19 protein-coding genes are annotated in these 22,265 nt (G+C 40.5%); 3 read left to right on the top strand and 16 right to left on the bottom strand.

Translation table 11 applies throughout. The annotated features are described in order from the left end of the window. Window positions 1–35 precede the first annotated feature (35 nt). A complete protein-coding gene (locus LI126_RS01845) occupies window positions 36–302 on the bottom strand; it encodes a helix-turn-helix domain-containing protein (RefSeq protein WP_227164711.1) in 267 nt (88 codons plus the stop codon). 50 nt (window positions 303–352) lie between these two features. After that, complete coding sequence (locus LI126_RS01840; protein WP_227164710.1) at window positions 353–1,258, bottom strand: hypothetical protein; 906 nt, start codon at window positions 1,256–1,258, stop codon at window positions 353–355. A 268-nt stretch (window positions 1,259–1,526) separates the two neighbouring features. On the opposite strand from LI126_RS01840, the gene LI126_RS01835 reads away from it, so the two are divergent. Continuing rightward, on the top strand, window positions 1,527–2,924 hold the full coding sequence (locus tag LI126_RS01835) for an MATE family efflux transporter (protein WP_227164709.1): 1,398 nt from the start codon (window positions 1,527–1,529) through the stop codon (window positions 2,922–2,924). 268 nt (window positions 2,925–3,192) lie between these two features. After that, entirely contained in the window at window positions 3,193–4,035 is an 843-nt protein-coding gene (locus LI126_RS01830) for an EAL domain-containing protein (RefSeq protein WP_227164708.1), read from the top strand. Window positions 4,036–4,136: 101 nt separating this feature from the next. Here LI126_RS01830 and LI126_RS01825 read toward each other — a convergent pair whose 3' ends face one another. The 8 genes from LI126_RS01825 to LI126_RS01790 form a co-directional block, all read right to left on the bottom strand. Beyond that, window positions 4,137–4,961 carry a TPM domain-containing protein gene (locus LI126_RS01825; RefSeq protein WP_227164707.1) on the bottom strand — a complete coding sequence of 275 codons (825 nt, stop codon included), beginning with the start codon at window positions 4,959–4,961 and terminating at the stop codon, window positions 4,137–4,139. 12 nt (window positions 4,962–4,973) lie between these two features. Next, a complete protein-coding gene (locus tag LI126_RS01820; RefSeq protein ID WP_227164706.1) occupies window positions 4,974–6,068 on the bottom strand; it encodes a hypothetical protein in 1,095 nt (364 codons plus the stop codon). Between the two features lie 63 nt (window positions 6,069–6,131). After that, entirely contained in the window at window positions 6,132–7,586 is a 1,455-nt protein-coding gene (locus LI126_RS01815; protein WP_227164705.1) for an SPFH domain-containing protein, read from the bottom strand. Between the two features lie 80 nt (window positions 7,587–7,666). Then, window positions 7,667–8,050, bottom strand: a complete 384-nt coding sequence (locus LI126_RS01810) for a hypothetical protein (RefSeq protein WP_196020957.1) — start codon at window positions 8,048–8,050, stop codon at window positions 7,667–7,669. A 119-nt stretch (window positions 8,051–8,169) separates the two neighbouring features. After that, the gene (locus tag LI126_RS01805) at window positions 8,170–8,805 is read right to left on the bottom strand and encodes a response regulator transcription factor (protein WP_227164704.1); all 636 of its coding nucleotides are present in this window, start codon (window positions 8,803–8,805) and stop codon (window positions 8,170–8,172) included. After that, window positions 8,783–9,778 carry a sensor histidine kinase gene (locus LI126_RS01800; protein WP_227164703.1) on the bottom strand — a complete coding sequence of 332 codons (996 nt, stop codon included), beginning with the start codon at window positions 9,776–9,778 and terminating at the stop codon, window positions 8,783–8,785. The genes LI126_RS01805 and LI126_RS01800 overlap by 23 nt, the downstream gene beginning before the upstream one ends. Beyond that, a complete protein-coding gene (locus tag LI126_RS01795) occupies window positions 9,771–11,396 on the bottom strand; it encodes a histidine kinase N-terminal 7TM domain-containing protein (protein WP_227164702.1) in 1,626 nt (541 codons plus the stop codon). The genes LI126_RS01800 and LI126_RS01795 overlap by 8 nt, the downstream gene beginning before the upstream one ends. Before the next feature lie 11 nt (window positions 11,397–11,407). Then, entirely contained in the window at window positions 11,408–12,136 is a 729-nt protein-coding gene (locus LI126_RS01790) for a helix-turn-helix domain-containing protein (protein WP_196020961.1), read from the bottom strand. A gap of 219 nt (window positions 12,137–12,355) precedes the next feature. On the opposite strand from LI126_RS01790, the gene LI126_RS01785 reads away from it, so the two are divergent. Then, on the top strand, window positions 12,356–13,756 hold the full coding sequence (locus LI126_RS01785; protein WP_227164701.1) for a sodium-dependent transporter: 1,401 nt from the start codon (window positions 12,356–12,358) through the stop codon (window positions 13,754–13,756). 260 nt (window positions 13,757–14,016) lie between these two features. Here LI126_RS01785 and gmk read toward each other — a convergent pair whose 3' ends face one another. The 6 genes from gmk to LI126_RS01755 form a co-directional block, all read right to left on the bottom strand. Then, complete coding sequence (gmk, locus tag LI126_RS01780) at window positions 14,017–14,691, bottom strand: guanylate kinase (RefSeq protein WP_227164700.1); 675 nt, start codon at window positions 14,689–14,691, stop codon at window positions 14,017–14,019. 219 nt (window positions 14,692–14,910) lie between these two features. Beyond that, window positions 14,911–15,447, bottom strand: a complete 537-nt coding sequence (locus LI126_RS01775) for an HdeD family acid-resistance protein (RefSeq protein ID WP_226861282.1) — start codon at window positions 15,445–15,447, stop codon at window positions 14,911–14,913. A gap of 62 nt (window positions 15,448–15,509) precedes the next feature. Further along, window positions 15,510–15,863 carry a hypothetical protein gene (locus tag LI126_RS01770; protein WP_196021862.1) on the bottom strand — a complete coding sequence of 118 codons (354 nt, stop codon included), beginning with the start codon at window positions 15,861–15,863 and terminating at the stop codon, window positions 15,510–15,512. Further along, a complete protein-coding gene (locus tag LI126_RS01765; protein ID WP_227164699.1) occupies window positions 15,853–16,458 on the bottom strand; it encodes a hypothetical protein in 606 nt (201 codons plus the stop codon). Before LI126_RS01765 ends, LI126_RS01770 begins: the two co-directional genes overlap by 11 nt. A 14-nt stretch (window positions 16,459–16,472) precedes the next feature. Next, window positions 16,473–16,949, bottom strand: a complete 477-nt coding sequence (locus tag LI126_RS01760; RefSeq protein ID WP_147322152.1) for a hypothetical protein — start codon at window positions 16,947–16,949, stop codon at window positions 16,473–16,475. Between the two features lies 1 nt (window position 16,950). Further along, window positions 16,951–22,017 (bottom strand): LPXTG cell wall anchor domain-containing protein, encoded by a 5,067-nt coding sequence (locus LI126_RS01755; protein ID WP_227164698.1) that lies wholly within the window; start codon window positions 22,015–22,017, stop codon window positions 16,951–16,953. Window positions 22,018–22,265: the final 248 nt, after the last annotated feature.

The following is a 22,265-nucleotide window of genomic DNA, read 5'->3' as shown; positions in this document are numbered from 1 at the left end:
GGAGATTCGTATTTTTTCTAGATAATATTCATATTTTACAGTTCACCACATTCCAGAATCTCTTTAATCTCCGGAATCGTCTTCTTCTGTTCTCTTAACCGACGAATCTGCGCAATCCTTTCTAAGCTCTCAACTCTGCGGTATCTTCTGGTCAGATTCTCTTCTGCCTGCTCGAACGGCAGCATTCCTTCCTCTGTATAAAATTTCAAAGTACTGTAACGCACTGCCGTAAGCCGCACAAGCTCTCCGATTGTCACATATTCTGCCTGCTCTATTACTTCCATGCTTCTCTGTCTTGACATCTGCTCACCTTTTCTACTGTCTACATAATTAGTATTTCGGTACTTTCTTCCTACTGCCAGTATGCCGGTACCAGGTTGACTCCCTGAATCGGTACTTTATATGCTATTTTCGTCATTGGGAAGATACGGTAATATATATTGCCTATTTTTAGTAAAGTCTCACTGCCTACTCTGATCTCCTCTACCGCAAAGCCTTTTTTCTTCAGATATTCTACAGCCGCAGCTCTTCTGTCCGCCACGTTAGTTCCAAAAATAACCGTATCAATAAATACGGATTTTCTTCTGTCAAGGTAAGGAAATACAAGATTAACACCTTCTAAATATGGATTCTTAAGCAGTTTGCTCTTAGTCTTCACAAACCGATTCATAAATCCTTCAAAAACATTATGAAATTCTGCTTCCCATAATGCACGGTACTTCTCATCCTGAACGGCAGCTTCTGTCATACGCTCTTCTACACGGTTCTGCTCTGATACAGAAAATAAGTCATGGATACAGCCACTTTCACGGAGAAGCCATAAGAGAACCGCATCTTCCAGACTAATTGGACCATCCTCTAGAATCTCTGCACGAAGTCCTTCTTTTATTCTGATATAACTTGTCTCATCACTAAGGTATGCCTTTAGTTCAACACCTGATGTATCATAATTCATATCACAGCCCAAAATGTCCGGTACTTCCTTTAGAAGTTCTTCTGCTTCCAAAACAGCAGCCACTTCTTTCTCAATCTGAGTCTCCTCTTTTTTCTTTAATGTTTTTGCCATCTGTACCGCTTTCTGCAGTTCTGCAGAAAATTCTGGAAATGAATCCGCATCTGCTTTTCCTAATTCTGTCTCCAACACCCGCGCAGCCGAAACAGCTCTCAATACAGCACTTTTTGCCACGCTTGGATGAATACTCTCCTGTCCGTCCAACGCAAGTAATGCATATTGCTGAGATAATGTAAGATCTTTCATACCTGTCTTCCTCTCTTTCCTCTTATTTCCTGATCGCCATTTTTATTGTCTACTTACTACTTACTACTTAGAAAATATCATACAGTACGCAAACCGTCAAGTTGTTACTATTACTTCTACTGACTTTACCTATTAACACAATAATTCAAGAATGCCAAACTGACCTTTAAGACATTTTCAAGTCTTCAACTATTGAAACGTACACCATATAATGCTATTATTAATAATTGGCACTTTAAATGAATTTTTAGTAATAACAGGAGAATATATGAACCAAAAAACAGCTTCTGCCCCTGCAGCAGAAAACAAAATGGGAACCATGCCGATTGGCAGACTCTTGTTCAACATGTCCTTACCGATGATGGTTTCCATGCTAGTGCAGGCACTTTATAATATTGTAGACAGCATCTTTGTAGCAAAACTGTCAGAGAATGCTCTTACCGCAGTCTCTCTCGCCTTCCCGTTACAGATGCTGCTCATCGCAGTTGCAACCGGTACCGGCGTTGGTATGAATGCACTTCTTTCCAGAGCACTCGGAGCAAAAAAAACTGACGAGGCAAATAAGATTGCATCTAACGCAGCTTTTCTTTATATCATAAGTTATATTGTATTCCTTATCCTTGGCTTTACAGTTGTAAAACCTTTCTATGCAAGCCAGATTGGAAATGCAGATGTTGAGATCATGGAAATGGGAATCGATTATCTGAGCACTGTTATGATCTTCTCTATGGGACTGCTGGCACAAATTTGCTTTGAACGACTGCTCACTTCCACAGGAAGAACCATTTTCAGTATGACTTCCCAGTTATGTGGTGCGATTACAAATATCATCCTTGACCCGATCCTGATCTTTGGTCTGATTGGTTTCCCGAAGATGGGGGTTACAGGTGCTGCCGTGGCTACGGTCATCGGACAGTGTGTCGGAGCACTTGTTTCATTTACATGTAATCATAAATTCAACCCGGATGTAAGGCTTCAGTTCCGTGGTTTCCGGCCGGACGGAAAAATTATCAGAACAATTTATGCAATCGGTATTCCATCTATTATCATGCAGTCGATTGGTTCTGTTATGACATACTCCATGAACCGTATCCTGATCACATTTTCATCTACTGCAACTGCCGTATTCGGAGTGTATTTCAAACTGCAGAGCTTTTTCTTCATGCCTGTCTTCGGTTTGAATAACGGTATCACTCCGATCATTGCATTCAACTACGGTGCGCAGAACAGAAAACGTATGGTCAAGACGATCAAACTCAGTATGGCAACAGCATTTTGCATTATGCTCTTCGGATTCCTTTGCTTTGAATTAGTTCCACAGGTCCTTCTTGGAATGTTCAACGCATCTGCTGATATGCTTACGATTGGAGTCCCTGCGCTTCGTATCATCGGTATCCATTACTTACTTGCATGGTTCGGCATCATCTGCGGTACTGTATTCCAGGCGCTTGGAAAGGCCGTGTTCAGTATGATCGTATCCATCATGCGTCAGCTTGTAGTACTGATTCCGGCTGCATATGTACTGGCAAAATTTGGTGGGCTTCATGCAGTATGGTGGGCTTTCCTGACTGCTGAGATCATGTCAATGATTGTCTCACTTATCTTTCTGTTCAGGACTAATCGGACGATTATTTCCAAGATCCCGGATGGAAGTGATATTCTATAAAGGGAAAAAGTTATGAAATTTAAGAAAAATTATGGATTTCTTTAATCCTGTTCATCCTGTTTGGCACTGTCTTTTCAGAACGAAGTGATCTCATGCTGTACCGCATAAAACGAAAACGGAAACTTGCATATGCAAACATATTAATCAGTTTATTGAAGAAAACAACTTTGCTGCAGTATTTACTATTTCTGCCGGTATTCTGCCGCTTCCGGATCTATCACAGACCGGTTATGAAGAGATTATAAAGCGAACTGACTTTTCGCTGACCGTGGCTAAGCAGCATGGAAGAAACTGCTGTTATATATTCCAGGAAGAAGAGTACCAGAATTTCTTACGTATCCGTGAGATCACAAATGAGCTTCATTCAGCAGTAAATCATGATTTCCGTGGATTCTCAATATTCTTCCAGCCAATCATGGATATCCGCCAGGACAAACTGACCGGAGCAGAGGTGCTGATACGCTTTGCTTCTAAAAAATTTGGACAGATTTCGCCTGCTGAGTTTATACCTCTTTTAGAGACAAGCGGACTGATTATTCCAACCGGACGTTGGTTCATAAGAGAAGCAATAACTGCCTGCCGGAAAATCCGGATGCAGATTCCTGATTTCAGAGTTAATATTAATGTATCCCAGGTGCAGATTACAAAATCAGATGTTATTACAGACCTTATCAGCGAGACGAACACTTCTGGTCTTCCGCTCACTGCAATTGCTATTGAACTGACAGAAAGTATTCTGCTCGAAAAAAATGAAAAGGCACAAAACTTCCTGAAAGAATTAAAACAGGCCGGCATGCAATTAGCATTGGATGACTTTGGAACCGGTTATTCCAACTTTCATTATCTGAGTGAACTTCACCCTGATATTGTTAAGATTGATCGTGGTTTTACTTCCAAGGCAATCACAGACAAAAAGGAATATTATCTGTTAAATCAGTTTAGTAACATGATTCATAATCTCGGTTTGAAACTTTGTATTGAAGGTATTGAGACGGAAGACGAATTACAGAAGATGAAACTTCTGAAACCGGATTACTGTCAGGGATTCTACTGGGGACGGTCGTGTCCTTATGATGAGTTCAGGAAACATTTTGTGGATGTGGACAGATAATTACACTATTTAAAAAGAGAAGCCAATTCCCAAGCATTTGGGAAATAGCTTCTCTTTTTTCACTATTAAATTGCCCGGTATTCCGTATACGAACATCTCTCCTAGAATTTTCCGCCACCGCCTCCGGCAGTGCTTCCGGAAGATGTTGTATGCGTACTGCTTCCGCCGCCACCACTGGAAGAATCATTTTTCTCTTTTTTCGTTTTTGTCATTGTATTATACAGGAATATGTCTCTGCTCTCAGTAAGATTCATACTTCCAGCTTTCACATAATTATTAGCTGCTGCCTGGAAACGTACTGTTTTCAGCTTTGATTTCATAGTGCCAACAACAATCAATGAAAGGACGATACCAGCTACTAATGAAATCGGAATCCAGATCCATGACATTGGTTTTTGTGGTTCATTATCGATATCATAAGGTTCTCCGGTTTTTGCCTGCGTAATAAAATCATCACACTCATCAGCAAATATATCAAATGCTGCCGCAAAATCACCATCAGACAAATCACCCGTCATCTCTTCTCCTATGTACTGGATACCTGCATCCGTAAATGCTGTAATAGCATATCCGTAGGTTGCCATATACCAATCATGATCTTCCATGCTGATCAGAAGTATTGTTCCATCCTTGTCCGGTCCATAACCATAATTATGAGACTCGTAGAATCGTTCCGCATAATCAGATACCGTCAGTCCATCCAGTGTATCGGTTGTGGCAACCGTCACATCTACCTTCTGTCGCGTACTAATCTCATCTAACTTACTGGTTAACAGCTCCCTCTCATCTGTAGACAGAAGCTCAGCATTGTCGATGACACGAGGATATTCATTCGCGAATCCTTCTGTTTCCTCCGCAAAAGCCGGAACTGCAAGGCCTAGACAGAGGATGAGGATCGTCATAAACGATAAAATTCTTTTCTTCATTTCCCCACCTCCCTAAAACAGTCCGATCAGGTGCAAAAGCCATGCAGCACCATACGTTACAACTGAGAATACAGCTGCCAGCATCACTGTCCAGCGTGCTGCTGCACCTTTATCTACCGGCAGATCACCGACAAACTTTCCTGTCTGTCCATTCATTGCAAAGGTGTATTTATTTCCGTTCCATGTCGTATTCAGAAGCCATACCGGATACAGTGCATACTTTGCTTTTCCGCCATGAAATTGTACACTGCTATTGTCTGTTGTTACTGTAGCATAACCTTTTACTGTCTCAGCAAAAGCTTCCTCTGTAGAATGTTTTACACGTTTATTGGCACGTTCAATACTTTGTTCAGCAGTTACGTCATACTTATCTGCCAGATATCCTGCAAGATAAGCAGTCTGGAAATCCACCGCACCTGAAATATTGAATGGCTCGATAGATTCCATCAGATCGTCCGCCATCTTTGTGGATCCATCTACCGGAACATTTTCAAAACCAATATTTCCACCCCGGTGAACCATAAAATGACTTGTCTCAGTATAATCATAATCACTATCACTCCACATGCGTACCTTTGTTGCCCGATAGCGGACTGCGGCATCTACATTTGTATCAAAAAGCCAGAATGGAACGTAAATACCTTTGATCTCATCAATATGATTCTGATCCTTGAAGATCTTTGGCAGAAGACGTTTTCCGGTCAGATGTTTCTTCAATCCTTCTTTTGCTGCCTTTTTATCTAATTTGAACGGGATCACCAGATCCGGTTTTAATGCTCCCGCAAATTGTCCCATCATTACAATTGGATTATCACAGAATGGACAGGATGTTGCTGCCATGTTGGCGTCTCCAACAATCTCGCCTCCACAGGATTTACACACATATGTGCGTAAACCATCTGTTTCGCCTTCCTGCCATTCACTGCCTGCGGAAGTATCCCACTCCATATCATCTGTCTGTTCATTCTGCAGCTCTGCATCATAACCTTTGAGTGCATCCATCTCGAACTCAGTATCACAGTACGGACACTTCATCTTCTGAATCTTACTGTCAAAGGCGATTGCACCGCCACAGCAAGGACATTTATATTCCTGCAAGCCTGCCATAACTCATTCTCCTTTCTTCCGTGCCGGGCTTCCGGCAGTTATTTTCCAACCGATGGTCATCCGTTACTGTCTGTCGTTCTCGTCAAAGATATCTCCACACTCCGGACAGAATCTTGGCGGATTCTTCGGATCTTCCGGTTCCCATCCGCACTTATCACAACGGTAAAGCGGTGCGCCTGCCGGCTTCTTTGCTCCACAGTTCGTACAGAATTTGCCTTTGTTTACTGCGCCACAGGAACACGTCCAGCCTTCGTCCTCTGCCGGTCTCTTAGAACCGCATTCCGGACAGAAGTTGCCTGTCACCGTAGCTCCGCAAGAGCATTTCCATGCGCCCGGTTCTGGTTTCGGTTCCGGTTTCTTTGCTCCACAGTTCGGACAGAAATTACCTGTTACTGTAGTACCACATGCACATTTCCATCCGCCTGCTGCCGGAGCTACCTGCGGTACCGGTGCCGGCTGTGGTGTCGGAGCTGCCTGCTGCTGTGCTGCCTGCTGAGCCTGCTGTTGCTGTCCCATAGCGAAAAGATTCTGTGCATTCATTCCACCACCTGCAGCGTTCATTGCCATACCCATGCCCATGAATCCTGTCATAGCTCCTGCCTCGTTGCCTGCTGCGGTCTTCATCGCATCTGCCTGAGCACCGACAAGTGTAGCTGCTGCCATTGTAGGATCACGCATGATAGCTGTACGCTGTGCCTGTTTGATCAGTTCTGCATCCTCGTCCGGAAGAGTAACTGATCCAAGAGCAATACTGACAACCTTCAGTCCACGAAGAGCACCCCACTTCTCTGAAAGTGCAGTATTCATGGCATTTTCAAGATCTGTGTTGTGTGTTACAATCTGGTTTGGACGAAGTTCCATCTCTGACAGACGACCAAATGCCGGCTGCAGGGCTGAGATAAATTCTGTCTTAAGAGTACTGTCAAGTTCTTCACGGGAATACTCCTGTTCTACATTTCCACATACATTTGAATAGAACAACAGTGGATCAACAATCTTATAAGAATATACACCTGAACAACGGATTGATACGTCAATATCCAATCCGATCTTGGAGTCTACTACACGGAACGGAACCGGATTCGCTGTACCGAAACGGTTTTCCAGAATTTCCTTTGTATTAAAGTAATAAATTCTCTGATCCTTACCTGTATCTCCACCATAAGTAAAACGCTTGCCTACGGTTTTAAATGTCTCTTTAATGCTCTCACCGAGATTGCCCGAAAAAATAGATGGTTCTGTTGAGGTATCATATGTAAATTCACCAGGCTCTGCACAAACTTCTACAATCTTCCCCTGTTCTACAATGATCATACACTGTCCATCAGCCACGGCAATACCGGAACCGTTAGAAATGATATTGTCATTTCCTTTTGTATTAGAAGAACGACCTGTCGTTCTCTTCTGTCCCTTTGTAACAAGCACTTCTTTCGGCATAGATTCGCAATAGAAAAACTCCTTCCATTGATCCGCTAACGTTCCACCAAGTGCACCCATACCTGCTTTAATAAGTCCCATACTGACTCCTCCTTTTCCAACTTATGATCTGTCTGCATAAAGTTTTACAGACATATCACGATTTGTTTCCTGCTGCCTTTTTACATCGCATAAATCTGATCCATCAGATATTCAGCTGTCATAGATCCGTAGAAAAACTGATCAATAAAACCATTCTTCTTTGCATCCCGAATATCTATCGCTGCCTGTCGTTCCGTATTGGAATCTACAATGAGAGCAATTTTACAGTGGGGACACATTTTCTTTACTTCATCACGAAGCTTCAATCTCTCACAGAGATTCCATGGGGTATAACCTGTCACTTCCATTATAAGAACAAATGGTTTATACACCTGACACAATTCAACCGTATCCTTCGGAGACTCCGTACGAATCACATCGATCTCATAATCTGAATTTCTGAATGCGGTCGCTATGGAATCAGCAAACAGAAAATTCTGCATATCGACCACAATTTTCCGCATCAAACCATCCCCCTTTCCTTTTGCGACATATCCGATGTGTTCTTTTCTTTTATTTTATTATAACAAAAAAGAAAAAATCCGTCTGTCCTCGAAAGTGAGGACAAATAGATTTTTTTCTTTCAATCATCAAGTTGATTTCCCGGTACAACCAGACGCTTACCGACAGCTGCTACCATCAGACGATTACGATTTGAATATCCCGTCTTCTCTAACATGCGGTTGATATAAGTTCTAACGGAAGATTCTGCCACATGAAGTTTTGCTGCGATCTCACTGTTTGTCTTCCCTTCGCATAGCAGACGCAAAGTCTCAAGCTCCTGGTCTGACAGATCACAGGAGAGTGCCTTTCCGAGTTGTACTGCCGGTACACTGTCCGGCCAGAAATGTTTTCCTGAAAGGGTTCCTTCGATCACATCAATGAGATCTCCGGATGGAGAGTCCTTATACCAGAAACTATCTGCACCAATCTTTCTTGCACGATCCAGGAAACGTCCTTCAAGCATTGAAGTGACCATCACAATCTTAATCCGGGGATAGAATTTTTTAACCGATTCAGCCGCTGTCAGACCGTCAGAATCACTCTCGGTACAAATATCCATCAGAATCAGGTCTATATGTCCTTCTCCACACCGGCTGAGTGCAGCATCAGCCCGGGTCAACGTACCTGCCACTTCGCAATCTATACATTTTTCAACGCATGTGCAAAGATACATACGCGCAAGCGCCTGATCCTCAACAATTAATATTTTTTTCACTACTATCCCTTCCCCCTTCCTCTGCATTATCTGTCTTTGGCAGATCCATCACCAAAGAAAACTCCGGCAGACTATATACCGTCATTATACCACCTGACTTTTCAATTCGGCGACGCAGATTTGTAAGACCTCCCCCCTCTGTGATCACCTTCTCCGGAGGCTTTCCATTATTACGGATCACCACTGAATATTTATCTTCATTTTCCTGAATACTTGCCGTCAATTCTGTTGCCTTCGCATATTGGATTGCGTTGTTCAGACAAACCTGCATCGCCACATACATTAATTCTGCCGCACTCCCTGTTGGTTCTTCCCCCTTTATCTGAATGGAAACTCCGCTGCTGCTGGCATTATCGAATAACTTCTCTTTTTCGGATAAAAGAACGGCATCACGGAAAGCAATGCTTTTCTCCCATTCATGAAGTACAACTGCTATATCAATCTCTCCAAGATTTCCTGCAAGATACTGCTTCGTTACGGTAAGACTTGCAGCAAGACCATCATGCATGGCAGACTTCGCCGCAAGCTGCTCCTTTTCTCTGACAATTGCCTTAACATTTTCAGAAAGCTCCAACAGCTTTTTTTCATCCTCGTTAAGTTTTTGATTATCAGCAGCAATCTGTACCAATACTCGATGTATTTCTGTAATATCAGCGGCTGTAAGCTGTGTATAAGTCTCTCCATAACGATCTGTAACTTCTGTCTTTTCAAATCTCCAGACACTTTTATCCGGAAACCGATAAGTACTCTCCAGCCCCGGAAGCAGTACAACTCCCTCCGGTGGAAAGCGAAGTGCCTGCTCAACTTCCCTGAGATGTTGCATATCACTGTCAAATAAATACTGGCTCAAACGATACATCTGTCGGTTGCAAAGTACAATGTCTCCCTTGTAATTAAAAAAACAGACTCCGGAAGGAAGCTGATCAAAGCTTTCCTTGATTACATTGAACCCGAAATGTTTCAATCTATGCATTGTCCTGTCCTCCTATCTGTGTACGGACCAGCCACAATCCATCATCCTGACAAACTGTCACTTCCTGTGAAGCTATCACTGACAGATCTGTACTACATTCCACAGATAAATTCATTTCATCATCAGACACAGAGATAAACAATGACTGTAATTCTCCTAGTGTCTTCTCTGCCACAACATGCAGCAATTCAAATAAGCGCACAACATCTGCTGAACGCATCGGTCTTGTCGTACGATAGAGCACTCCACATTCTGTACCACAGGCGGTCATTGCCCGTACTGCTTCATCAACTGTCAGTCGTAATTCCTGCTGCGGCAGTATTTCATATTCTTCACTTAAAAAATACAGATTTGCTCTACGCTTAATGTATGTACCGATCAGCAATATCTCTTTCAAGAATTTCCGTGTCTCACATGGATCAGCGTTCTTACATTGTTCGAGCAGCTGACGTATCTGATCTGTCTGTCTTTTAAACTTCACTTCCAGTTCATCGTAAATATGATTCTTTTCTGTCAGTTCATACAGCCTCTTCTGTACAAGATAGGCATCCTGGAGTTTCTTCTTGTTCTTCTCCATCTCCAATTTATTTTCATTCAACCGGACTCGAAGATCCATCAATGGACGCACATTGTCACTCCAGACAACAAAGCCTCCTCTGATCGGTGCTGATGAGATGCGCATTCCATCAGGCGTAAGTATTGTCTGTCCCTCTCCGGGACAGATCATATCTTCTCCTGCCGCATGGGAGCGAAGAACAATCTGCCCATTTTCATCTGCAATGCAGCCTGCCAGCGTTGTTGCCTCAAACAGTTCAATATAACCAGAATTCGACTGTATCATCTTGCAGTGAATGCAGCTTTCGTAAATGGCCATATACATCAGACAGTTCATCACATTCATATCCCCAAACACATAACGTACCTGTGGGATTCCGATCAGATAAAGCACTCCATACAGAATTGTCACACAACAAAATACAAATGGCATCACCCGTCTTTTTCCTACATTTGAAACACGACTATTCTTAAATATATGAACAACTGTAAATATCATGCAGCCCACCATCCAGGCAAGGCAGAAAAAATACACCACATTGTGATAATATGGTCCATTACCTGGATTTCCCGGAATTCCGCTTTTAAATGTAAATACTTTTTGATGAAGATCATTGGTAATAACACATAAGAAAAGTAGTGCAGGAATAATTGTCAACAGTTGTGTCTTTCCACTCAGACGATATTCCTCTGACTTTCCCAGAGACATCGCGATATATACCCCCAGCAACGGGATAAACAGCATTGGCAAGTAATACAAATACCATAGATACCTCGCCACTGTCAGATCCGTGACCACTTCATACTTAAGTGTCCGAAAAATAAGCCAAAGCAACATCAGTGCATCTGTCAGGCGCAGACAGTGCAGTACCGGCTTCTGAATGATCCGCCGGTCAATAGAATATCCCCACAAAGCAAGTAGAACTATATATAGCGCCGCGCGGACATCCCCCGGATAACCGCTGCCTATATCATACATATCCAGCATACGGCAAGTATAGGCCAGCGCAATCATTGCAAAAACAAAAATCATTACATACAATTGTCTTTTGTTTCGTTTCACTGATGTCTCCCTTATTTCTTCATATTATCTACCAGCAACATGTTAAGCTGCTCCAGACGCTTCAGATCTTTTTTAGTAAAAAGCAACTGGTGACGGAAACTTTCCGTGTGTTCCTGTGGTTTTAACGTGATTACACATTTAAAAGCACAAGGCATAAGATCTGCGCTTGAAATTCCACATAAAAGCCCCATTGTAAAATCTCTGAGTTCCAGAGGATTAAAAATATAAAGAAGATCCTCTTCCAACGGATTATATTGATTTACAAAAGAAAAACGAATCAACATATCGCTGTAAAGTACTCTTCCGATATAAAAAATCTCACTGCTTCTTCCATTTGCAGAAACAGAACAGATTGTCAGAGTTGCCTCGTACTTTCCAGGTTCTCCCTTCTTTTCATAAATATCGATAACACCATCTTTTGTTCTCTGATAGCGTCCGTCATAAAAATAAAAATATAATCTCCTCGCCTGAAAGAACGGGCTCTTTTTCCCCCATCCCGGAAAACTGACCGGTTCATTGACCGATTCCGGAAGATATGTGGTAAGCTGAGAGATCGACACCTGAAGCACCTGGCTAATCTCATATAATGTTTCAATATCAACCGAAATTTCTCCACTTTCATATTTACATATCGTAGCTCTGCTCTTGTGGATGGCATCTGCCAGTTCCTGCATTGTCATCTTCCCGGCTTTCCGGTATTGTCGTATTTGTTCCCCTACATAACAAGTAAAATCACTCATTTTGTTTCCTCATACTATCCATTCTTTTCATTAATTTCTTTCTTTTATAATTATATCTGAAAAGCAGTTGATTTGTAAAGTTTTACGAAACTTTTCTCCCATAAAGTTTCTTTAAAGGAAACTTCTTTCACTTGATTTTATATTTATTTCGTATAAAATATAGCTATTGGGCTGAACTTCTACAGCCTTTTATTAACTTTATTGAGAGGGGAATTTGAAATGAAAGAAAAAGGAAGCAGCTTTTCCGGTTCAATAGGCTTTGTCTTAGCCGCAGCCGGAAGCGCCGTAGGTGTTGGAAATATCTGGAGGTTTCCGTACTTATGTGCAAAGGACGGAGGCGGTCTGTTCCTTCTGGTATACCTGGTACTGGTATTAACTTTTGGGTTTGTATTACTGACAACAGATGTTGCGATCGGACGAAAAACAAAGAAAAATGCACTGAAAGCTTTTGAAGAGCTTAATCCAAAATGGAAATTTCTGGGACGTTTAACTTTCCTCGTTCCGGTATTGATCATGACTTATTATTCTGTCATCGGTGGATGGATTTCAAAATACCTTTTCGTCTATCTTGTTTCTGACGGAACTGAAGCAGCAGCAGATGGATATTTTACATCTTTTATCACATCTGATATTGCACCAATTGTATTTATGTTGATTTTCCTTGCGCTGACTGCCTGGATCGTATTTCGCGGTGTAGAAAAGGGAATTGAAAAATTTTCCAAGATCATTATGCCTGGATTGATTCTTTTAATCGTGATCATTTCCATTTTCTGTCTGACACTGTCTCACACAGCGGCAGATGGTACTGTTCGTACAGGTATGCAAGGTCTGTCTGTTTATTTAAAACCAGACTTTCACGGATTAACCGTAAAACGTTTTCTGGAAATTCTTCTGGATGCGATGAGTCAGTTATTCTTTTCCTTAAGCGTATCTATGGGAATTATGATCACTTACGGTTCTTATGTTAAAAATGATGTTGACTTGAATAAAGCAACGAATCAGATTGAACTCTTTGACACGGGAGTTGCATTCCTTGCCGGAATGATGATCATCCCTGCTGTCTTTGTATTTCTTGGAAATGATGGAATGGCTTCAGGTCCAAGCCTGATCTTCATCTCACTGCCAAAAGTTTTTGACGCCATGGGAATCTTTGGACGTCCGGCAGCAATTGCCTTCTTCCTGATGATGGGATTTGCGGCACTTACCTCCTGCGTTTCCGTTATGGAAACTCTGGTTGCAAACTGTATGGAATTATATCATAAGCCACGTAAAAAAATGTGTGGTGCAGTTGGGATTTATTCCCTTATTACTGCAGTATTGATCTGTCTTGGATATAATAAACTTTATTTCGAACTGAAACTTCCAAATGGATCTGTTGGACAGCTGCTGGATGTTATGGACTATATCAGCAACAGCTTCCTTATGCCATTCATCTCACTTCTGACCAGTATTCTGATTGGCTGGGTAATCGGACCTGACTGGATCATAGGAGAAGTAGAAAGGAACGGAGAACATTTTAAACGTGCCGGCATGTATCGCTTTATGATCCGTTATGTAGTTCCTGTTGTAATGCTCATCTTATTCCTTGTATCTACAGGATTTGCAGATTTAATTTTGTAAAACAGATGCGGTGTAAGGAATCTCCTACACCGCAAATTTTCAGTTTGATATTCAGTTTATCATAATACTTTTTATAATGTAAAGCTTTTATTTTCCCTATATATACGTTCTTTTACAATGAACTCACTGTCCGTGAGCATACGCTGTAAGTTTTCTTTAAAAGCAAGGTAGACGAAACGACTCTCCTCTGTTTTTCATCCGAATCTTCTTTCACAAAATATGTGCCATCTTTCAAAGAATATTTCCAATAATCAAAAAATTTACAGTAACGCCTCTTTGTATGACTGAACATGAGGCTTCACTTCTCCGTCTATGTAACTATCAAGAAATTCTTTCATACAGTTACGGCTATAGCGATTACTATGAATAATCTGTGCAAAATGACTCAAAGTATTTGAAATCGTATCATTGACCAAAATGTAATCATAACTATTGGCACATGAAATCTCTTCTTCTGCTATTTCCATTAAAGCATTCACTTCTTCTTCGGTATAAATTCCAGTGCTAGACAGCCGGCTCTTTAATTCATCCCAAGATGGCGGCAAAATGTAAATCAGTGTAGCATCCGGACAAAGTGCACGAATCTTCATTGCTCCGATTGTATCCACGTCCAAAATTACATTTTTCCCTCTTGCACGCGCTTCCTCTACACTTTTCTTCGTTGTTCCGTAAGCATTACCATTCACATATGTATATTCCAACATCTCACCCATACGAACCATTCGCTCAAATTCCAGTACAGACACAAACCAATAGTCTTTTCCGTCTATTTCATGCTTTCTCTGTCTTCTTGTTGTCACAGATACACTGACACACGCCTGTTCATGATCCTGCAAATACTCTCTCAAAACCGTCTTATTCCCCACACCCGACGGTCCCGAAACAACAATCAACTGTCCATATTCTGCAATCTTGTCCAAATATTCCTTTTTCATCGCCGTTTCTTCCTTCCTCTCAACCATATTTTCGTATGATTTATACTTTTTTATTATAAATTCAGACAATATATTGCGTCAAGCATATTTTTCATACAAATGAACGCAGTTTTACTTGTTGTCCTGTGATTTGTATTTCTGTTGCCATAACAAAAAAAGAAGAGAACTTTCATTTTACTGGAGTTCTCTTCTCTTAGTCATTTACTATTTTTCTTTGATTTACTCACTCTCTTTTCCAAAATTCACAGCAAGTACGATCATATTGATTCCCTGCATTAAAACAGCAAATGCGATCATATATCCAACTGAGAACATAGTCAATACCGGATGAGTAAAGGCTATAATACTTACAATAATGGATAACACACCACAAACAATTGCTAAAATTGCTTTTCCCTTAGAATCCTTAAACTTCTTCACTCCGGCTACAATCTGGAAGATACCATAAATCAGGACGCTGGCTCCAACCAGATAAGTTGCCATGATGTCTGTCAGGAATCTCTGTACGCCACTAAACAATAAAATGATACCGCCAAGTCCTTCCAGGACTCCAAGAATACATCCTCCGATATCTTTCTTCTCTTTTGACAATGAAAGTATCACAAGTTCAATACCATTCACGAAGAGAAGCATTCCAAGAATCCATCCGATTGCTAAAAAAGTCCTCATAGGTCGAACTACTGCATAAAAACCTAACAGCACTGTCAGAATTCCCGTGATCATTGTGATAATTTTAATTGTTTTATTCTCCTTCATTTTTGCTGCCCCTTTCATTTCTGCATTTCTTTTGTTTTTTCTATGATAACACAAATTTTTATTTACTTGTTACCTTTTTTATATTTTACTCCACAGCCAAATACAAGCATTGAGAATATCAATATCGTAATCCAAATTGTTGCTTTGCTCTCATCTCCTGTTTTCGCATTTGTTGTGCTTTCGTCTTGTAAATGTTTCTCCTCATCTTCGGGATGGTTCTCCTGCTCATTCACGGAATTTCCTGTCACATATGCTTTTACGCTGGTACTTCCTGCATAAGTTGCAGAATCTGTTGTCTCCTGAGCCAGAGATTTCTTTGGAACTGATAAAGTACAAATACATACAAGAACGAGCGACATAAAAAAGAGTCTAAGCAAGCTTTTTCTTGTATTATTCCACTCTTTTTTATTGTGCATGTACATCTACAATCTTTGTATAGAAATTAAGTGTACCGGTGTACTGTCCACCCCAGACAGAAAGATCTTTATTATATAACTGATTACGGTTCAGTCTTAATTTGTCAGTTGCTGACTGATCTGCTCCCGTAAATAGATTAAATAAAAATCCATTTGCATACCATGTCCCATTTTGAATACTCTCATCGTTGTTATTCATAATCTCATAAGTCAGAGCACAATCTGAATGTGTATTATGTGTCAGGAGAAACGGATCAGAACTTTCAGCTGCTGTCGCATCTTTTACTAAAACAGCGATTCCATTTCCTGCCCCGAGATTATCTGCTTTTATACAAGATACAGTGATATCTTTGTAAGAATATGCATTTCCTTCTGTCTCAGGCTGCTGTATTTTTCCAAAATCAACGGTCTCCGGAATGCTTATAATATAATCTGCTTTATTTAAATTTTCCTCCACTGTTGCAGTCACTGTTGTATCTCCCGTTCTTTGAGTCTCACTGGACGGGTCAAGATCTTTTGCAAAAACGCCTGTTGACATAACAGATACCATCATCGTTGCTGCCATAAATCCTGCTACTACTTTCTTTTTCATCATTCTACCTCCACGTTTTATTCTTTTACATATAATTTAAACTCTGCGCTTCCGCCGTTTAACGGACTTTTATCTTCTAATGAATAACACTTATATTCTATAACTGCCTGATACTCTCCGGCTTCCAGCTCCTGGTCAAGCGTAATATTCTCCAGACCTTCTCCCGGTTTTAACTCTTGTGATTCGAACAGTTTTGTTCCGTCTTCCAGTTTCAATACAATTACAAAAATGCAATCATTATCTGCCGGATTACCAATGCTTACTGTCTGCTCCTTTGTATTCGCCTTCATTACCATACTTGTATATCCCGGAATCAGGATTCCTTTTTCCTCGGAAGGTTCTTCCTCCTCGATATCCACATCCCAGGCTACTACTTCTGCAGACGAATTTCCGGTTTTCTGATTCTTTTGGTTCATAACATACCAGGTAATTCCTGCGGCTGCTATCACAGCCGCAATCAGAATTCCGATTATAATCTTTGTCTTTTTTTTCATCTTATTTTTTTACTTTCTTTTTTCTCCAGTAAATAACTCCACCTGCTACAATACCTGCCACAACAACAATACCAAACAAAAGAATCACACTGCTGTTATCTCCTGTTTTTACTGTATCCTTAATATGATCAACTGCTTTGGAGATCTCACTCTTTTCAGCCAGTACAGCAAACGGAACCATCTCTTCTACATCTTTTGAGGCGATCATCTGTTTATCAATTTCAAGCTCTTCGATCTGATTATTTCGATAAACAAGAACCTTATATCCTTTTCCTCGATACTTTGACAGATCCAGTTTTACATTCAGATTTCCTTCGTATGGTGCTGGCTGTTCATCTCCATATACCAACGTCGGTTCTGCTGAATAAAGAACCTGCTTATCTGCCTTTTCCGCATATTTCTTAAATGCCTGATAAATGTCATTCTTCTTCTCTAGCTCGTTTAACTGAAGTTTCGTATCTTTATGCATCATACCTTTTACGGTAACTCCTTTTGATGCGTTCACTAATTCAACTTCCGTAATAAGCGAAGATAAGATTCTTGGATACCCCTGATTCTTTGTTGAATTCCATGTCCAACTACACAATTCTTCATTGCCTGCTACCAGAGTATTTAATTCCTCTTTAAAAGCATTGCTCTTCATTTCAGCCGCTGTTTTCGCTGTTCCCTGTTCTTCGTTTCCTGATAAGGTATCCAGGTAATATGTGTTATTCACAGCTCCTGCTGTTTCTTCTTTTGTGCCAAATACTGCTCCGGTTGTCCCACCTTCTATCGCAGTCTGTGCACTATATGCAATTTGAATGGAGCCATTTTTATCCAACTTTCCAACGATTCCTCCGGCAATTCCATTTTCCTTTGTTGACAGAGTGCCTATACTCATACAGTTCTCAATCGTTCCGCTGTTTACTACTGCAATTCCTCCAGCAATTCCATCTGATGCACTTGCTGTTGCCTTTGCATAGTTCGCAGTATTTCGAATCACACCTTTATTCTCAACTACAACGCCTCCTGCCATTGATGTGCCCTTAACAAATGTCGTTGTCTCCGTCAAATTTTTAGGCTCATGCGTGAGTTGATCAGTAAATGGACCGCTGAGATTTGATCCACTGATACACTCATCAATCAATCCATAATTGACAATCGCTAGACCTGCTGCTTTCTCTCCTTCAATATTTTGATAAAAAGCTGCGAAATTCTTTACACTTCCCCGTGCACCGATCGTATCAAAAAGTGCTGCATTTCCATCTGATGATTTGATATCGAATCGGTAGACATAATATCCTTGTCCGTCAAATGTACCATTATACGGATTGTCTGCTGAACCGATTGATTCTGTCATTGTTTTACCGTTTCCGAAAATTGTGTTCATCAGCTTGAAGTTTGCACGATTGTTCTTCTTAACAATTTCCGGAATTTTCTTAAATTCTTCAAATGTACGAATCTCGTAAGTTTCTTCTACAGGTTCTTTCTCATAATTCGAATAGGTTCCATCTTCCCAACGATAGACTGTGCCATGTGTATCATCCAGAACCGGATAAGCATCCGGAGTTTCTCCGTTATCAATATTCTGATACCATACTTGAGAGCCGTCTGTCACCTCGTTATTTAAAAGATATGCCTCTTCACCACTCTTGAACTGTTCTGCTGTCTTTGCCTTTGCCAGTTCTTCATCATTCGCAATCTCAGCTTCTCCCAGGAAACCTTTTACCGGAAGTGTATCGAGATAATAATTATTCTTGATTCCATCTTTCTTCGCCGCACAGTATCCGGAAATTGCACCATAGATCTCCTTCCACTCTTCAGCAAGCACACTGCCATAATTGTAACAATCAGAAAGAATGAAATCCTCTTCACCCAATGCAACCTGTCCGGTGATTCCACCGCTGTAACCACGTCCTCCGTGATTTTCCACTTTATAATATGTGATCAATCCGTAATTTGCACAATCCTTGATTTTTGTGCCGCCTGCATATGTATCATCATCAGTTACAAAACCTACAATTCCACCGACTCCGTAGAAACTATAATCCAGTACGATCTTACCTGAATATGTACTCTCCTCTATAGAAGTTGCTGCATTGATCTCTCCGACAATTCCGCCGATATAGTATATCAATCCACTTCCAATATTTACATTTGAATTCACCCGCCTGATCACACTGTCGGAAGTTGTTCCTACAACACCACCTACTGCACTTGCCGCCTCTGCTGTTGTAACGATTGTTCCATTCAGTGTAAAGTTCTTAAGCGTCGCTTTCTTTGCCTCGTCTGTCTCGTTCGGGTCACTCATAAGGTTCTGGAAAAAGCCTATTGACTGATCATTTACTTTCGTCATACTGAAATCAGAAATCGTATGATTCTGTCCGTCGAAAATTCCTTTGAATTCTCCGATTGGTTTCCATTCATAGTTTTCATCCGCCGGATTCTTAAGTGAAATGTCAGACACCAGCACTCCATGTGCATCTGGCTTTGCTTCCTGAATCTGTGTATGTTCACCGTCCCCATTTACAAGAGCGGCAAACCAAAACATCTGTCCACCATTCCCAATCTCATAACTGCCTGTAGATTCATTATAGTCTGCCGGCTGATATCCACCACATTTCGTACAGAATCCATTGTCATAGGAATGTTCCTTGCAGACTGCATTATAATATAATGTAATATCCTTCGCCGGCATTACGAAACTTCCTTTTCTGTCACCCTCATAATTTTCTGTTAATGCAAGCTCTTTATAAGTATTTCCCTCATAATATCCGACACTCTTTACATTATCTGATACATAAAATTCAACATTTTCTCCTTCTTCAAAGTAATCTACATAGGAATCCAATAGGATTGCATCTTCAAATGACTGATTCGTACCTTTCACATATACCTTATGTCCTACTGCTCCATTTAAAACAAATGTTGCGTTTGAATATGGTGCACCGCATGTATATGTATAATATCCTTCTTCATCCGGAGTCAATGTCGCGATCTGGTCTTTTGTCAACAACGTTTCTTCCGAAGTTACTTCTGATGGATTTTCTGTATTGTTATGTCTCTGCAATGTAAGGGATTCCAGAACAGTTGTACCTTCCGCCTTAAACCGAAGTGTTACCTCTTTTCCTGAAGGAACAGTATTTTCCTGACATGTTGTCCCATCTTCCTGAATCATTTCTAACTCTGTATCTCCGACTCCATTCGTAGCAACATCAACTTTCGTCTTATAATAACCATCTTCTTGTGGGCGGTTCTTTAATATAACGGTATATGCCGAATATGCCCCCGCTGATTTATCCGGTTGAATTTTTTCTGCACTTAAAGTAGAACTTTCAAGACTGCTTCCCGGATACTGTCCTGTTGTATCAACCACATGGAAAATCGTATAGCTTGTCGCCCATGCATCATGATAATCAAAATCATAATCCGATAAAGCAATATATGTTTTTGTATCTTTTTTTGTAAGCAGGTATTCACTCAGATAATCACCAGGTATACTTGATAATGCACTGAATAGTCCTGTAGCGAATAAGCTCTGAAATTCCGCCGTATTTTTCGCGCAACTAAATTGATTCTGCCCATCGCTATAATTTTCTTTTGTTAAATTAATAAAATCACAAGATGGAATATGTTGATCTCTCGCCAAAGTAAGATCTATTTTCTCTTCAAATTGATAAAACCGCAAATTTTCAGGAACAGAATCGTCTGAATTCCAAGCCCAATCCTCTTCCGCATCGTGTGGCTGTGATGTATCGAAAGTATAATAAATATCTATTCCCGATGGATTCTCCTCCGTTTTAGGTGTCGGCACAGCAATTCTGTGAAAATTAATAAACGGCGTAATTACATCAGCATTGGATTTCCAACCATACTCCTCAATAAGGTAAAGATAACCTTCGTTAAACGCATCGATAATCGGTTGCTCATTCTCATAGAACTCGCCTGTTAATTTCTCATGGTAATTTTCATTTTTCATACGTACAGATACCATGTCTTCTGGCTTTACAAATTCATCCAATTTCATCCGAATCGAACCAACCGTTGAATCCGAAACTAATATTTCTCTGTCAAGCATAGTATCCATAGCTTTGGCAACATCTTCATTCAACTTATTTAAATCATTCGTCCATGCAGCATAGCTCTCCCATTTACTTTCATCATCTGGATATTTCTCTTCAAAATAATCACCACGCTGTGCAATAAATTCCTGATACATCATCTCCATCTTAATGATTTCCATAAATTGTTTATCAATACTTGAAACTATGTAATTATATTGATCACCAGAAAATCCATAAGCCCTATATGCAAATTGTGCCGCAGCATCCGCATAATTTTTCTCATCACTTGGCTTATTCAACGCATTGATCATACTCCAAATCGATCTTTTGAATACACCATCTATCGTGTCATTACAAAATATAGCGTCCTTTTTTTTCTCATCGGTTGGATTTTCAAAGCTATTTCCAGCCGCTTTATAAACCTCAATAAAATTATCATAAAGATGTTGCTTACTCTCTTCGACAGCATTCATATCCGTCTTACCATCCATATACAGTTGCGCGGCTTTCATATAATCTTCGTAGGCGCTCAATGTATTTCCTACATTTCCGGCAGTTTCATATACATCTATATCTTTAGACCATTGCTGATTCAGCTCATTTTTCGCTTCTGTGTACTGTATTTTCTGAAGTGTATTCTCTATTTCTGCATCATACTCTTTAAGATGTTGATCAACGATCTTAACTTCATTAAGTATCTCATTACAAAGAGCCTGAATTTCTGCCAGTGTCTGTCCAGTGTTATTGCCTCCACAAATCCATTTATTAACAAATGAAGCTACTTTCTGAAATCCTTCACTCTCTGTCGCTCCGGCAATTCTGACAAGTGCTGACCCACAAGTAGTCAACCCTACTGTGTAAATACGATTGACAAATGTTTTTCCGGTACTCACCCATAGATTATTTTGTTTAACTGCCGGTGCAGCAGTCTCTGCTTCTGCACTTACCGATAAAGGCATAATCGAAAATGCTACGCAAAGGCTCATTCCAATTGCAATAATCCTTTTCGAAATTCTTCTTTTCATCCGCTTCCCACTCCTTCCTTATTCCTGTCTCTGCCTGATGATTCGTTTTGTATCATTATTTATACCTTTTTATAATGCCACTCACACGGTTAATCAGCAATCTTTTTTGCTCAAATCTGCGCTTTTATTTGATGTTTCTTAGATAAATTGTTGTGGAACTCAATTAAAGTGCATTTTATTTTCATTAATTATTGCATTTTAATTATTTCTATTGTATTTTCAAAACAACTATAGTAATATAAAATTAT

The sequence above is a fragment of the Mediterraneibacter sp. 210702-DFI.5.30 genome, assembly GCF_020560115.1.
Lineage (GTDB): Bacteria > Bacillota > Clostridia > Lachnospirales > Lachnospiraceae > Mediterraneibacter > Mediterraneibacter faecis.
Note: the sequence above shows the minus strand (reverse complement) of the source record. Positions and strands in the feature narration are given on the sequence as shown.

Bases quoted from the DNA above. Each gene is read 5' to 3' on its own strand.
- LI126_RS01770 (WP_196021862.1), bottom strand. From the start codon at position 15,863: ATGCACAATAAAAAAGAGTGGAATAATACAAGAAAAAGCTTGCTTAGA.
- LI126_RS01825 (WP_227164707.1), bottom strand. From the start codon at position 4,961: ATGAAGAAAAGAATTTTATCGTTTATGACGATCCTCATCCTCTGTCTA.
- LI126_RS01820 (WP_227164706.1), bottom strand. From the start codon at position 6,068: ATGGCAGGCTTGCAGGAATATAAATGTCCTTGCTGTGGCGGTGCAATC.
- LI126_RS01810 (WP_196020957.1), bottom strand. From the start codon at position 8,050: ATGCGGAAAATTGTGGTCGATATGCAGAATTTTCTGTTTGCTGATTCC.
- LI126_RS01840 (WP_227164710.1), bottom strand. From the start codon at position 1,258: ATGAAAGATCTTACATTATCTCAGCAATATGCATTACTTGCGTTGGAC.
- LI126_RS01815 (WP_227164705.1), bottom strand. From the start codon at position 7,586: ATGGGACTTATTAAAGCAGGTATGGGTGCACTTGGTGGAACGTTAGCG.
- LI126_RS01790 (WP_196020961.1), bottom strand. From the start codon at position 12,136: ATGAGTGATTTTACTTGTTATGTAGGGGAACAAATACGACAATACCGG.
- LI126_RS01775 (WP_226861282.1), bottom strand. From the start codon at position 15,447: ATGAAGGAGAATAAAACAATTAAAATTATCACAATGATCACGGGAATT.
- LI126_RS01755 (WP_227164698.1), bottom strand. From the start codon at position 22,017: ATGAAAAGAAGAATTTCGAAAAGGATTATTGCAATTGGAATGAGCCTT.
- LI126_RS01760 (WP_147322152.1), bottom strand. From the start codon at position 16,949: ATGAAAAAAAAGACAAAGATTATAATCGGAATTCTGATTGCGGCTGTG.
- LI126_RS01765 (WP_227164699.1), bottom strand. From the start codon at position 16,458: ATGATGAAAAAGAAAGTAGTAGCAGGATTTATGGCAGCAACGATGATG.
- LI126_RS01785 (WP_227164701.1), top strand. From the start codon at position 12,356: ATGAAAGAAAAAGGAAGCAGCTTTTCCGGTTCAATAGGCTTTGTCTTA.
- gmk (WP_227164700.1), bottom strand. From the start codon at position 14,691: ATGAAAAAGGAATATTTGGACAAGATTGCAGAATATGGACAGTTGATT.
- LI126_RS01835 (WP_227164709.1), top strand. From the start codon at position 1,527: ATGAACCAAAAAACAGCTTCTGCCCCTGCAGCAGAAAACAAAATGGGA.
- LI126_RS01800 (WP_227164703.1), bottom strand. From the start codon at position 9,778: ATGCATAGATTGAAACATTTCGGGTTCAATGTAATCAAGGAAAGCTTT.
- LI126_RS01845 (WP_227164711.1), bottom strand. From the start codon at position 302: ATGTCAAGACAGAGAAGCATGGAAGTAATAGAGCAGGCAGAATATGTG.